The sequence below is a fragment of the Nocardioides sp. zg-1308 genome (genome assembly GCF_013155375.1).
Classification (GTDB): Bacteria; Actinomycetota; Actinomycetes; order Propionibacteriales; family Nocardioidaceae; genus Nocardioides; species Nocardioides renjunii.
Window position 1 is genome coordinate 337,444 of the sequence record NZ_JABJQY010000004.1, and the last position, 13,430, is coordinate 350,873.

Sequence of the window (13,430 nt, forward strand, 5' to 3'; positions counted from 1 at the left end):
CTCAGGCGGTCCGCTCGCCGGCGCCGCGCAGCCGGGCCGCCCAGTCCTGCAGCGAGCACACCCCGATGTCGCCGCGGCGCATCGCCTCCAGGCCCTGCACCGCGGCACCGAGGCCCTGGATGGTGGTGATGCACGGGATGTCGGTGGACACGGCGGCCGTGCGGATGTCGTAGCCGTCCATCCGCGGCGAGCCGCCGCTCGTCGCGCCGTGCGGGGTGTTGATGACGAGGTCGACCTCACGGGCCCAGATGAGCCCCACGATCGTCGGCTCGCCGTCGGGTCCGGGGCCCTCGGAGTGCTTGCGGACCACGGTCGCCTGCACCCCGTTGCGGCGCAGCACCTCGGCGGTGCCGGCGGTCGCGAGGATCTCGAAGCCCATGTCGGCGATCTGCTTGACCGGGAAGATCATGTGCCGCTTGTCGCGGTTGGCGACCGAGACGAACACCTTGCCCGACAGCGGGAGGGAGCCGTAGGCGGCGGCCTGCGCCTTGGCGAAGGCGGTGCCGAAGAAGGCGTCGAACCCCATCACCTCGCCGGTCGAGCGCATCTCCGGCCCGAGCAGGGCGTCGACGGTGCGGCCGTCGGCGGTCTTGAAGCGGTCGAACGGCATGACCGCCTCCTTGACCGCGATCGGCGAGCCGTCGGCGAGGTGGCCGCCGTCGCCCTCGGCGGGCAGGACCCCGGCCGTGCGCAGGTCGGCGATCGACTCGCCGAGCATGACCCGGGCCGCCGCCTTCGCCAGCGGCGTCGCCGTGGCCTTGGAGACGAACGGCACGGTCCGCGAGGCGCGCGGGTTGGCCTCCAGGACGTAGAGCACGTCGGAGGCGAGGGCGTACTGGATGTTGAGCAGGCCACGGACGTCGAGCCCGCGCGCGATCGCCTCGGTGGAGCGGCGGATGCGGTCGATCTCCTCGCGGCCCAGCGTGATCGGCGGCAGCGCGCACGAGGAGTCGCCCGAGTGGATGCCGGCCTCCTCGATGTGCTCCATCACGCCGCCGAGGAAGAGCTCCTCGCCGTCGAAGATGGCGTCGACGTCGATCTCGACCGCGTCGTCGAGGAACCGGTCCACGAGCACGGGCTGGCGCTCGCTGATGAGTCCGTTGGCGACGTACTTCTCCAGGTAGGCCTCGAGCGCGCCGTCGTCGTAGACGATCTCCATGCCGCGCCCGCCGAGCACGTAGGACGGACGCACCAGGACGGGGTAGCCGATCTCGTGCGCGATCCGCTGCGCCTGGGGGTACGACGTCGCGGTGCCGTGCTTGGGCGCCGGCAGGCCCGCGTCGGCGAGGACCCGGCCGAACGCGCCCCGCTCTTCGGCGAGGTGGATCGACTCCGGGGTGGTGCCGACGATGGGCACGCCGGCGTCGGCGAGGCCCTGGGCCAGGCCGAGCGGCGTCTGCCCGCCGAGCTGGCACACCACGCCCGCGACCGGGCCGGCCTGCTGCTCGGCGTGCACGATCTCGAGGACGTCCTCCAGCGTGAGCGGCTCGAAGTAGAGCCGGTCGGAGGTGTCGTAGTCGGTGCTCACCGTCTCCGGGTTGCAGTTGACCATGATCGTCTCGTAGCCGGCCTCGGCCAGCGCCAGCGAGGCGTGGACGCAGCTGTAGTCGAACTCGATGCCCTGGCCGATGCGGTTCGGGCCGGAGCCGAGGATGATCACGGCCTCCTTGCCCTCCGCCCGGGGCTGCACCTCGGTCTCCTCGTCGTAGGACGAGTAGTGGTAGGGCGTGCGGGCGGCGAACTCGGCCGCGCAGGTGTCGACGGTCTTGAAGACCGGCCGGATCCCGAGCGCGTGGCGCACCCCGCGCACGACGTCGGAGCTCAGGCCGCGGATCCGCCCGACCTGCTCGTCGGAGAAGCCGTGCCGCTTGGCCAGGCGCAGCAGCTCGGGGGTCAGCTCACGGGCGTCGATGAGCTGCACCGCGACCTCGTTGATGAGCGCGAGCTGGTCGACGAACCACGGGTCGATCGCGGTGGCGTCGAAGATCTCCTCCGGCGTCGCGCCGGCCCGGATGGCGTCCATGACCTTCTTGAGGCGACCGTCGTGCGGGACCTTGATCTCCTCGAGCAGCGCCGCCTTCGAGGCGGGGGTGGCGAGGTCGTCGTCGAAGTGCTTGTGCCAGTCGAAGGGGGCGTGCTTGCTCTCCAGCGAGCGGAGCGCCTTCTGCAGCGCCTCGGTGAAGTTGCGGCCGATGGCCATCGCCTCGCCGACCGACTTCATGTGGGTGGTCAGCGTCGGGTCGGCCTCGGGGAACTTCTCGAACGCGAAGCGCGGCACCTTCACCACGACGTAGTCGAGGGCCGGCTCGAACGACGCCGGGGTCTCTTCGGTGATGTCGTTGCGGATCTCGTCGAGGGTGTAGCCGATGGCGACCTTGGCGGCGATCTTGGCGATCGGGAAGCCGGTGGCCTTGGAGGCCAGCGCGGAGGACCGCGAGACGCGCGGGTTCATCTCGATGACGATCAGCCGGCCGTCGGCGGGGTTGACGGCGTACTGGATGTTGCAGCCACCGGTGTCGACGCCGACCGCGCGGATGATGCCGATCGCGAGGTCGCGCATCTTCTGGTACTCGCGGTCGGTGAGCGTCATGGCGGGCGCGACGGTGATCGAGTCGCCGGTGTGCACGCCCATCGGGTCGAGGTTCTCGATCGAGCAGACGATGACGGTGTTGTCGGCGCGGTCGCGCATGACCTCGAGCTCGTACTCCTTCCAGCCGAGGATCGACTCCTCGAGGAGCACCTCGGTGGTCGGGCTGGCGGCGAGGCCGGAGCCGCCGATGCGGCGCAGGTCGGCCTCGTCGTAGGCCATGCCCGAGCCGGTGCCGCCCATGGTGAAGGACGGGCGCACCACCATCGGGTAGCCGAGCTCGTCGGCCGCCGCGAGGAGGTCGTCCACCGTGTGGCAGATCACGCTGCGGGCGGACTCGCCACCGAGCTGCTCGACGATCTTCTTGAACTCCTGGCGGTTCTCGCCGCGCTCGATCGCCTCGATCGACGCGCCGATGAGCTCCACGCCGTACTTCTCGAGCGTGCCCGCCTTGTCGAGCGCCATCGCGCAGTTCAGCGCCGTCTGCCCGCCGAGGGTCGCCAGCAGGGCGTCGGGGCGCTCCTTGGCGATCACCTTCTCGACGTAGTCGGGCGTGATCGGCTCGACGTACGTCGCGTCCGCGAACTCGGGGTCGGTCATGATCGTGGCCGGGTTGGAGTTGACCAGCACGACCCGCAGGCCCTCCTGCCGCAGCACGCGGCAGGCCTGGGTGCCGGAGTAGTCGAACTCCGCCGCCTGGCCGATGATGATCGGCCCGGAGCCGATGACCAGGACGCTCCTGATGTCGGTGCGCTTCGGCATCAGCGAGCTCCCTCGTGGTCGGTGCTGCGGTCGGTGTTGCGGTCGGTGCTGGTGCTGGTGCTGGTCCGGCCGGACGAGCCGGCCATCAGGTCGGTGAACCGGTCGAAGAGGTACGCCGCGTCGTGCGGGCCCGCCGCGGACTCCGGGTGGTACTGCACGGAGAACGCCGTGAGGTTGCCCTCGGCGTCGCGCAGCTCGAGGCCCTCGACGACGTCGTCGTTGAGGCACACGTGGCTGACCGCGGCCTCCCCGAGCTCGGTCGTGGTCGTCCCGGTCAGCGGCGCGTCGACGGCGAACCCGTGGTTGTGCGAGGTCACCTCGACCTTGCCGGTCGTGCGGTCCATGACCGGCTGGTTGATGCCGCGGTGCCCGTACTTGAGCTTGTAGGTGCCGAACCCGAGCGCGCGGCCGAAGAGCTGGTTGCCGAAGCAGATCCCGAAGTAGGGGATCCCGGCGCGCAGCGCGTCCTGGAGCAGCTCGACCTGCCCGGTCGTCGCGGCGGGGTCGCCCGGCCCGTTGGAGAAGAACAGCCCGTCGGGGCCGACGGCCTGGACGTCCTCGAGGCTGGCCGTGGCGGGCAGCACGTGCACCTCGATGCCGCGCTCGCTCATCATGCGCGGGGTGTTGGCCTTGATGCCGAGGTCGACCGCCGCGACGGTGAAGCGCTTCTCGCCCTGCGCAGGCACGACGTAAACCGCGGGGGTGCTGACCGCCTCGCTGAGGTTCGCACCGGCCATCTCGCCGGACTCCCGCACGCGGGCGAGCAGCCGGTCGACGTCGGTCTCGGTGGTGGAGATGCCGACCCGCATCGCGCCGCGCTCGCGCAGGTGCCGGGTGAGGGCGCGGGTGTCGACGCCGCTGATCCCCACGACACCCTGGTCGCGCAGGTCGTCGGCGAGCGTCCGCACGCTGCGCCAGCTCGACGGGACCCGGGCGGGGTCGCGCACGACGTAGCCGGCGACCCAGATGCGCGACGACTCGGTGTCCTCGTCGTTCATGCCGGTGTTGCCGACGTGCGGGGCCGTCATGACGACGACCTGGCGGTGGTAGCTGGGGTCGGTCAGCGTCTCCTGGTAGCCGGACATGCCGGTGGAGAAGACCGCTTCGCCGAAGGTCTCGCCCTCGGCGCCGAAGGACTCACCGCGGAAGACGCGGCCGTCCTCGAGGACCATCAGGGCCGGGACGGGCGGGGTCCGGTGGGGCAGATTCCGGGCAGGCGATGCCATGCCGTACCTCCTTCTCCGCCTCACGGGACGGATCGTTAAAGGATGTTCGAGCCGTCGCAGACCCTACCAGCGGACCCGCCCCGCGACGGCATCCCGTCCACGAGCCGGCGGGCCCTGCGACCCCTCACCAGCGCCGGTCCTCACCAGGCCGTCAACGCCAGTGCGGACCCCTCCCAGCGCCGGCGCAGCCAGCGGTCGTGCGAGGCCAGCACGACGCCTCCCGGAGATGTGGCGAGCGCCTCCTCGAGCTCGCCGGCCAGCGCGAGGGACACGTGGTTGGTCGGCTCGTCGAGGAGCAGCAGGTCCGGTGCGGCCGCGATCGCCACCGCCAGGCCGAGGCGGCGTCGCTGGCCCACCGACAGGCTGCCGACCGGCGTGCGGTGGTCCCGCGGGTGCAGCAGGCCGAGGTCGCGCAGGGCGGGCGGGTCGAGGAGGTCACGCACCGCGGCGTCGTACGTCGCCCCGGCCGAGCGCGCCGGGTCGTCCACCTCCGGGTCCTGGGTGAGCTCGCGGACCGTGCGCGCGGAGACGTCGACCGAGCCGCCGGTGGGTGTGAGCCGGCCGGACAGCACCCCGAGGAGCGTCGACTTGCCCGAGCCGTTGGGGCCGGTCACCAGCAGGTGCTCCCCCGCCGCCAGGTCGAGCCGGGCCAGGCGCAACCGACCGCGCACCTCGGCGTCGCGGACCTGGACGAGGCGTCCGGTCGCCGCCGCGGTGAGGTCGCCGCGGAAGGACAGCGGCACGGGCGGCTTGCGCACCTGCTCGCGCTCGGCGACCTCGAGCCGGCGCTGCGCGTCCTTCTTGCGCCGGGCCAGCGCCTGCTCGACCCGCCCGCCCTTGAAGGAGTAGATGAACTTGTCGCCGTCACGGGGGCCGCGGTCGTGGGCGATGGCGCCGGTGCCGATCCGCGTCCCCTCGCGCAGCCGGGCGATCTCCTCCTGCTGCGCGGCCCACGTCTCCTCCCACCGCCGACGGGCGTCGGCCCGCGCGGCTTCGTACGCCGACCAGCCGCCGCCGAACCGACGCCCGCCCCTGCCGTCGGTGCCGAGGGCGCCGGCGTCGAGGTCGACGAGGTCGGTGCACACGTCGTCCAGCAGCACGCGGTCGTGGCTGGCCAGGAGCACGACCCCGGGCAGGTCGCGCAGGAACGCGGTCAGCACCTCGACCGCGTCGTCGTCGAGGTGGTTGGTCGGCTCGTCCAGCAGCAGGCACGCCGGCCGCGACGTCATGATCGTCGCCAGCGCCAGCCGGGTGCGCTGGCCGCCCGACAGGGTGGCGACGACGCGGTCCGGGTCGAGGCCGTCGAGCCCGATGCGGGCCGCGGCGAGCACCGCGCGCCGGTCGGCGTCCCAGGCGTCGTGCGCCACGGCGTGCTCCAGCGCCCGCTCGTACGCCGCGTCGCCCTCGGCCGTGCCGACGCGGCCGGCGGACCGCTCGACCTCGACGACGGCCGTCCGCAGCGGCTCGAGGGTCATCGCCAGCACCTCCGCGACCGTGGCCGTGTCACGGAACGGCGGCTCCTGGCCGAGCAGCACGAGGTCGTCCGGCGCCGTGACCGTGCCGGTGACCCGGGCCCGGGCCGGGAGCCTGCCGGCGACGGCCCGCAGCAGGGTCGACTTGCCGACGCCGTTCTCGCCGACGAGCCCGATGCGCCGACCCGGCTGGGCCAGCAGGTCGACGTGGCTGAGCACCGCGCGGTCGGGATAGGCGACCGACAGCCCGCCGACGACGAGCGGCGCGAGGGTGCCGGAGGAGGGCGGGGCCGAGGTGGCCGAGGTGGCCGAGGTGGTGGAGGGGGTGGGATGGGTGGCAGGCATGCGGACGTCCTCGAGGGTCAGGGGAGGACTCGCCGGGCACCGGGCGCCGGAGGGGCGCCGCCGCGGTCGCGAGTCGGGTCAGTCCTGGATCCACATGGTGCCCACCAGCCTAGGCGCCCTCCGGGCCGGCCGCCAACCGATTTCGACGCGCCCGGTTTCCCGGCGCTGCGACGGGGCAGCATCGCGTCATGACGCACACGACGCCCCTCCGGTCCCGCCGCGCCACCTCCGGCGCTGCTCTCCTCTCCGCCTCCCTCACCTGCGCCCTGCTCGTGGGCGCGGCACCGTCGCACGCCGACGTGGTCCTCGACTGCATGGGCGGCTCGGTGACGGTGGCCGAGAGCACCGAGACGGTGACGATCACCGGCGTCTGCGTCGACGTGGTGGTGTCGGGCAGCAACACCTCGGTGACGATGCCGGCGGCCGCGAGCCTCACGGTCACCGGCGCCAACACAGACGTCGTGGCCAGCGGCCACCTCGGGACCGTGTCCGTCGCCGGCGGCAACAGCAGCGTCCGGGGCCCGAGCGCGGGCGACGTGACGCTGGCGAGGGGCAACGACTCCGCCGCCTTCACCGGCACGGTCGGGCGCGTGGAGCTGCGGGAGGGCAACGTCAGCCTCCGTGCGGACCGCACCGGTGACGTCCTGGTCAGGACGTCGAACGCGAGCCTGCGTGCCGGACGCGCGAACGCCGTGGTCGTCCGCGGCGCCAACAACAAGGTGCGGCTGACCCGGCTGCCCTCGCTCAGGGTGGTCGGTCCCAACAACCTGGTGGTGGTGAGCGAGGGCCGGACGAAGGTGTCCGTCCGGGGCGCCAACAACCGCATCCGGGTCAACCGGGAGGCCTGAGGGCCGCCGGCGCTCAGCCCACGAAGATGCAGAACGGGTGACCCTCGGGGTCGGCGAGGACCCAGAGCGGCTCGTCCGGGTCGTCTGTGCGGTCGAGCAGGACGGTGGCACCGAGCGCGACCGCCCGGTCGTGCTGGGCGGCCAGCTCGGCGAGGTCGGTGACGGTGAGGTCGAGGTGCAGCTGCTGCGGCACGTCCTGGCTGGGCCAGGTGCTGCGGGGCTGCTCGGCGACCTGCTGGACGGCGAGGCAGCGCCGGCCGTCCGGGTGGGTGAGGACGAGCCAGTCGGCGTCGTCCGCCGCGGGGCCATCGGGAGGGACCTCGTCGCCCGCTCGGTAGACCAGCCCGAGCAGCTCACGCCAGAACTCCGCCTCCCGGCGTACGTCCACGGCGTCGAGGACGGTGTGCAGCAGCCGGGGGTGCGCGGCCATCAGTAGAGGCCCCGGTCGTAGTTCTCCGGGCGGTAGTAGTCCTCCAGCTCGGCCAGCCCCTGGCCGGCGACCGGCTCCAGCTCGTGGGCGATCACCGCCCGGGCGGGCACCGCGTCGGGCGTCCACGACGCGGGCTCCCACAGCCGGGAGCGACGGAACGCCTTGGCGCAGTGGAAGAAGAGGGTCTCGACGTCCACGACGAGCGCCAGCACCGGTCGCCGGCCGCGCACGGCCATGTCGTCGAAGAACGGGGCGTCGGTCACCAGGCGACCGCGGCCGTTCACCCGCAGGGTGTCGCCGCGACCCGGCACCACGAAGAGCAGGCCGACGTGGGGGTTCTCGAGGAGGTTCCGGTAGCCGTCGACGCGGCGGTTGCCCGGGCGCTCCGCGATCGCGATCGTGGTGTCGTCGACGACGTGGACGAGCGAGCCCGCCGGGTCGCCCTTCGGGCTCGCGTCGCAGCGACCGGACGCGTCCGCGGTCGACAGGACGCAGAACGGCGAGGCGGCCAGCCACGCGCGGTCGATGTCGGTGAGGCGCGAGCGCTCCTTGGTGCGGGCCCGCTCCGCCGGCGTGCCGAGGAGCGCCTCGAGCTGCTCGGGAGTCGTGATCACGGACGGTGCCGGCGCGGATGCCTCGCTGCTCATGGACCACAACGCTACGCCCGGCAGCGGCGGTCCGGTCGGTGACAGGATGGCCGCATGACGGCCTGGCTCCAGATCTTCCTCGACACGCCGGCCGACGAGGTCGAGCGCGCGGTCGCCTTCTGGTCGGCGGTCACCGGCTCGCAGCCGTCCGAGCGTCGCGGCGAGGACGGCCGGTTCCTCACGCTCGTGCCGGCGGCAGGGTCGGCGTACGTCAAGGTGCAGGCCGTGGCCGCACCGGCCGGCATCCACCTCGACCTCGACTCGCGCGACCGCCCGGCGGCCGTCGCCCGGGCGCGGGCGCTCGGGGCGACGCCGGCGTGGACCTACGAGGGCGTGGAGGTGATGCGCTCCCCCGGCGGCTTCACGTTCTGCCACACGCTCGTCGAGGGCGAGCCGGCGCTGGTGCGGGACGGCTCGACGATCCTCGACCAGGTCTGCCTCGACGTCCCGGACGCCCACTGGGAGTCGGAGGTCGCCTTCTGGCGCGACCTCACCGGACGCGAGCTGCAGCAGGCGACCGGACCCGGGTTCGCGCGGCTGGTGGCACCGGACCAGCCGCGGATCCTGCTGCAGCACCTCGGCGAGCCCGACGGACCCGTGCGGGCCCACCCCGACCTCGCCTCGGCCGACCGCGCCGGCGACACCGAGCGCCACGTGGCGCTCGGTGCCCGGCTCGTTCGCGTGAACGACTTCTGGACGGTGCTGACCGCCCCGGGCGGACAGGTCTACTGCCTCACCGACCGCGACCCGGCGACCGGCGTGGTCGGCTGAGCGCGAGGTCAGGCGTCGGCGAGCGCGCCGTCGCGCACGGTGACCCGGCCGGCGAACACCGTGTGCACCACCCGCGAGGTGAGGCTGCGCCCGTGCCAGGGGTTGTTGCGCGAGAGCGACGCCGAGGCGTCGCGGTCGACCGTGAGCGCCGCGTCGGGCTCCACCAGCACGACGTGCGCCGGTGAGCCCGGCGTCAGCGGCCGGCCCTGGTCGGCGAGGCCGGCGATGCGGGCGGGCGTCACCGACATGACCCGCGCGACGTCGGGCCACGACAGCTGCGGCAGCGCCGTGCGCACGACGGCCAGCGCGGTCTCGAGGCCGACCATGCCGAACGCGGCGTCGACGAACGCGTGCTCCTTGTCGTGGCGGGCGTGCGGCGCGTGGTCGGTGGCGACCGCGTCGATCGTGCCGTCGGCGAGGGCCTCGCGCAGCGCGTCCACGTCCTCCTGCGGGCGCAGCGGCGGGTTGACCTTGTAGGTCGGGTCGTAGCCGGTGAGCAGGTCGGTGGTCAGGAGGAGGTGGTGCGGGGTCACCTCGGCGGTCACCGACCACGTCCCGTCGCGCTCCGCCCGCGCCTTCGCCCACCGCAGCACGTCGACGGAGCCGGCGGTGGAGACGTGGGCGACGTGCACCCGCGAACCGGTGTGCCGCGCGAGCATCACGTCGCGGGCCACGATGACCTCCTCGGCGATGCCGGGCCAGCCGGGCAGGCCGAGCCGGCCCGACAGCTCGCCCTCGTGGCAGCACGCGGCCGGACCGGCGAGCGACGGGTCCTGGGAGTGCTGCGACACCACGCCGCCGAACGCCTTGACGTACTCCAGCGCCCGGCGCATCACGCGGGCGTCGTGGACGCACCTGCCGTCGTCGGAGAAGACGGTGACGCCCGCGCGGGAGCGGTGCATGAGCCCGAGCTCGGCGAGCTCCTCGCCGCCGAGTCCCCGGGTGACCGCGCCGACGGGCTGGACGTGGACGAGGCCGGCCTCGCGACCGAGCTCCCACACACGCGTCGCCGCCTCGGCGGTGTCGGTGACCGGCGTCGTGTTGGCCATCGCCAGAACAGCGGTGTAGCCGCCCAGCGCCGCCGCGCGCGACCCGGTCAGGATCGTCTCCGCGTCCTCGCGGCCCGGCTCGCGCAGGTGCGTGTGCAGGTCGACGAGGCCGGGCAGCGCGACGAGGCCGGCAGCGTCGATCCGCTCCGCCCCCGCGGGCGCCGAGTCCCCGAGCATCCCGTGGTCGTCGACGTAGAGGTCGGTGGTCCCCTCGCCCAGCAGCGAGGCTCCCTCGATCACCAGCGACATCAGGCCATCCCTCCTTCGGACTCTCCGGCGAGCAGGTGGTAGAGCACGGCCATACGGACCGCCAGGCCGCTGGACACCTGCTCCAGCACGACCGACTGGGCGGCGTCCGCGGCGTCCGCGGCGATCTCGAGGCCCCGGTTCATCGGCCCGGGGTGGCAGATCGGCACGTCCGGGCCGAGCACGGCGAGCCGGTCGCGCGTCAGGCCGTAGCCGACCGTGTACTCCCGCGGGCTCGGGAAGTAGGCGCCGGTCATCCGCTCGCGCTGCACCCGCAGCATCATCACCGCGTCCGGACCGCCGTCGCGCCGCAGCACGTCGTCGAGGTCGTACGACGTCTCGAACCCGGCCGCGGCCGACCACGCGCCGACGCCGCTGGGCATCAGCGTGGGCGGCGCCACCACGGTGACGCGGGCACCGAGCCTGGTCAGGCACTGGATGTTGGAGCGGAAGACCCGGCTGTGGGTGAGGTCGCCGACGATCGCCACGTGGCGCCCCTCGAGGGAGCCGAGGCGGCGCTGCAGTGTGTAGGCGTCGAGGAGCGCCTGCGTGGGGTGCTCGTGCGTGCCGTCGCCGGCGTTGACGACCGAGGCGTCGACCCACTCGCTGACCTGGAGCGCCGCGCCGCTGGCCGGGTGCCGGATGACGAGCCCGTCCACGCCCATCGCGCAGACGGTGAGCACGGTGTCGCGCAGGCTCTCGCCCTTGGACGTGCTGGACCCCTTGGCGCTGACGTTGATGACGTCGGCGGAGAGCCACTTGCCGGCGATCTCGAACGACGACCGGGTGCGGGTGGAGTCCTCGAAGAACATGTTGACGACTGTGCGGCCGCGCAGCGCCGGCAGCTTCTTGACCTCGCGGCGCTGCACGTCGTGCATGTCGGCGGCGGTCTCGAAGAGCTGCTGGATGGCGTCGGCCGACAGGTCGTCGACGGAGAGCAGGTGCTTCACGAGATCGTCACCTCGTCGGTGCCGTCGACCTCGCTGAGCCGGACGCTGACGCGCTCGGCGAGCGCGCTCGGCAGGTTCTTGCCGACGTGGTCGGCGCGGATCGGGAGCTCGCGGTGGCCGCGGTCCACGAGGACGGCGAGGCGCACGGCGGAGGGCCGGCCGAGGTCGGCGAGGGCGTCGAGCGCGGCCCGGATCGTCCGGCCGGAGAAGAGCACGTCGTCGACGAGCACGACCACCTTGCGGTCGATCCCGCCGGGAGGCAGGGCCGTCTTGTGGGCGCGCCGGGTGGGCTGGGAGCGCAGGTCGTCGCGGTACATCGTCACGTCGAGCTCGCCGACCGCGACGGGCGCGCCCTCGACGGTGGCGATCTTGTCGGCGATGCGCCGGGCCAGGGGTACGCCGCGGGTGTGCAGGCCGAGCAGCACCAGGTCGGTGGCGCCCTTGTTGCGCTCGAGCAGCTCGTGCGAGATCCGGGTCAGCGCCCGGGAGATGTCACGGGCGTCGAGGACGGTGCGGTCGGCCCGCTCGGGGCCGGTCCCGGGGCTGGTCTCGTCGGTGGTGGCAGGCATGTGCGCGCCGGACCTCCTTCTCCGCCTCACGGGACGGCTCGTTAAAGGATGTCGATCGGGGGCGACCCTACAGGTGAGCGGGCACTTCGTGCCCGTCCCGGACCCCGACCGGGCACCTCCTGCCCGTCAGACGGCACGAAGTGCCCGGTCGCCGAGCAGGACGGGCACGAAGTGCCCGGTCAGCGCGCCGGTCAGCGCTCCAGGATCGCCACGACCCCCTGGCCACCGGCGGCGCAGATCGAGATGAGGGCGCGGCCCTGACCCTTCTGCGCCAGCAGCTTGGCGGCGACGGGGAGGATCCGCCCACCGGTGGCGGCGAAGGGGTGCGCCGCCGCCAGCGACGAGCCGTTGACGTTGAGCCTGTCGCGGTCGATGGAGCCGAGGGGCTCGTCGAGACCGAGCCGCTCCCGGCAGAACACCGGGTCCTCCCAGGCGGCCAAGGTCGCGAGCACCTGGGAGGCGAACGCCTCGTGGATCTCGTAGTAGTCGAAGTCCTGCAGCGTCAGGCCGTTGCGCGCCAGCATCCGCGGGACGGCGTACGCCGGTGCCATCAGGAGGCCCTCGTGGCCGTTGACGTAGTCGACCGCGGCCGTCTCGGCGTCGACGAGGTGGGCGAGGACGGGCAGGCCGCGCTCCTCGGCCCACTCGTCGCTGGCCAGCAGCACCGCCGAGGCGCCGTCGGACAGCGGCGTGCTGTTGCCGGCCGTCATCGTCGCGGCCGAGCCCTTGCCGAAGACCGGCTTGAGGGTGGCCAGCTTCTCGACGGTGGAGTCGGGCCGCATGTGGTTGTCGCGCTCGACGCCGCGGAACGGCGTGACGAGGTCGTCGTGGAAGCCCTCGTCGTAGGACCGCGCCAGGTTGTGGTGCGAGCGAGCAGCGAGCTCGTCCTGCGCCTCGCGGCTGACCCGCCACTCGAGCGCGGTCAGCGCGGCGTGCTCGCCCATCGAGAGCCGGGTGCGCGGCTCGCCGTTCTGCGGGATGTCGAGCCCGATGTCGCCGGGACGGATGGAGCCGAGCGCCTTGAGCCGGCCGGCGGTGTCCTTGGCGGCGTTGACCCGCATCAGCTTGCGGCGCAGCTTGTCGCTGATCGCGACCGGGGCGTCGGAGGTGGTGTCGGTGCCGCCCGCCACGCCCGCGTCGATCACGCCGAGGGCGATCTTGCCGGCGACCTGGATCGCCGCCTGCAACCCGGTGCCGCAGGCCTGCTGGATGTCGGTGGCGGGCGTCTCGGGTGCGAGCGTGGAGCCGAGCACGCACTCACGGGTGAGGTTGAAGTCGCGAGCGTGCTTGAGGACCGCTCCCGCGACCACCTCGCCGAGGCGCTCGCCGCGGAGGTCGAACCGGTCGGCGAGTCCGTCGATGGCCGCGGTGAGCATCTCCTGGTTGGACACCCCGGCGTAGACCGTGTTGGAGCGGGCGAACGGGATGCGGTTGCCGCCGACGACGGCGACCGGGCGGGTGGTGGGCTGCATGTTCCTATCCTTGCCGGTGACGCATCCGGGGCCAACGCCCTGAGGGGCACGTCACG

At 73.3% G+C, this 13,430-nt stretch carries 11 protein-coding genes; 2 read left to right on the top strand and 9 right to left on the bottom strand.

What is annotated here, in order from left to right; translation table 11 throughout:
- Position 1: 1 nt before the first annotated feature.
- The 3 genes from carB to HN031_RS16560 form a co-directional block, all read right to left on the bottom strand.
- On the bottom strand, positions 2-3,349 hold the full coding sequence (gene carB / locus HN031_RS16550; RefSeq protein WP_172272542.1) for a carbamoyl-phosphate synthase large subunit: 3,348 nt from the start codon (positions 3,347-3,349) through the stop codon (positions 2-4).
- Positions 3,349-4,575, bottom strand: a complete 1,227-nt coding sequence (gene carA, locus HN031_RS16555; protein ID WP_172272545.1) for a glutamine-hydrolyzing carbamoyl-phosphate synthase small subunit — start codon at positions 4,573-4,575, stop codon at positions 3,349-3,351. Before carA ends, carB begins: the two co-directional genes overlap by 1 nt.
- A 140-nt stretch (positions 4,576-4,715) precedes the next feature.
- A complete protein-coding gene (locus HN031_RS16560) occupies positions 4,716-6,392 on the bottom strand; it encodes an ABC-F family ATP-binding cassette domain-containing protein (protein ID WP_172272548.1) in 1,677 nt (558 codons plus the stop codon).
- 188 nt (positions 6,393-6,580) lie between these two features.
- On the opposite strand from HN031_RS16560, the gene HN031_RS16565 reads away from it, so the two are divergent.
- On the top strand, positions 6,581-7,240 hold the full coding sequence (locus HN031_RS16565; RefSeq protein ID WP_172272551.1) for a DUF3060 domain-containing protein: 660 nt from the start codon (positions 6,581-6,583) through the stop codon (positions 7,238-7,240).
- A gap of 13 nt (positions 7,241-7,253) precedes the next feature.
- Here HN031_RS16565 and HN031_RS16570 read toward each other — a convergent pair whose 3' ends face one another.
- Together HN031_RS16570 and HN031_RS16575 are read right to left on the bottom strand one after the other, a co-directional pair.
- Entirely contained in the window at positions 7,254-7,670 is a 417-nt protein-coding gene (locus HN031_RS16570; protein WP_172272554.1) for a VOC family protein, read from the bottom strand.
- Positions 7,670-8,317 carry a pyridoxamine 5'-phosphate oxidase family protein gene (locus tag HN031_RS16575; protein ID WP_172272557.1) on the bottom strand — a complete coding sequence of 216 codons (648 nt, stop codon included), beginning with the start codon at positions 8,315-8,317 and terminating at the stop codon, positions 7,670-7,672. Before HN031_RS16575 ends, HN031_RS16570 begins: the two co-directional genes overlap by 1 nt.
- Positions 8,318-8,371: 54 nt before the next feature.
- Here HN031_RS16575 and HN031_RS16580 point away from each other — a divergent pair, with 54 nt between their 5' ends.
- Positions 8,372-9,088 carry a VOC family protein gene (locus HN031_RS16580; protein WP_172272560.1) on the top strand — a complete coding sequence of 239 codons (717 nt, stop codon included), beginning with the start codon at positions 8,372-8,374 and terminating at the stop codon, positions 9,086-9,088.
- Between the two features lie 8 nt (positions 9,089-9,096).
- On the opposite strand, the gene HN031_RS16585 is transcribed toward HN031_RS16580, so the two are convergent.
- From HN031_RS16585 to HN031_RS16600, 4 genes are all read right to left on the bottom strand, one after another.
- On the bottom strand, positions 9,097-10,386 hold the full coding sequence (locus HN031_RS16585) for a dihydroorotase (protein WP_172272563.1): 1,290 nt from the start codon (positions 10,384-10,386) through the stop codon (positions 9,097-9,099).
- Positions 10,386-11,333 (bottom strand): aspartate carbamoyltransferase catalytic subunit, encoded by a 948-nt coding sequence (locus HN031_RS16590; RefSeq protein WP_172272566.1) that lies wholly within the window; start codon positions 11,331-11,333, stop codon positions 10,386-10,388. The genes HN031_RS16585 and HN031_RS16590 overlap by 1 nt, the downstream gene beginning before the upstream one ends.
- Positions 11,330-11,902, bottom strand: a complete 573-nt coding sequence (gene pyrR / locus HN031_RS16595; RefSeq protein ID WP_172272569.1) for a bifunctional pyr operon transcriptional regulator/uracil phosphoribosyltransferase PyrR — start codon at positions 11,900-11,902, stop codon at positions 11,330-11,332. The genes HN031_RS16590 and pyrR overlap by 4 nt, the downstream gene beginning before the upstream one ends.
- 191 nt (positions 11,903-12,093) lie before the next feature.
- Entirely contained in the window at positions 12,094-13,374 is a 1,281-nt protein-coding gene (locus HN031_RS16600; protein ID WP_172272572.1) for an acetyl-CoA C-acetyltransferase, read from the bottom strand.
- Between the last annotated feature and the right edge of the window lie 56 nt (positions 13,375-13,430).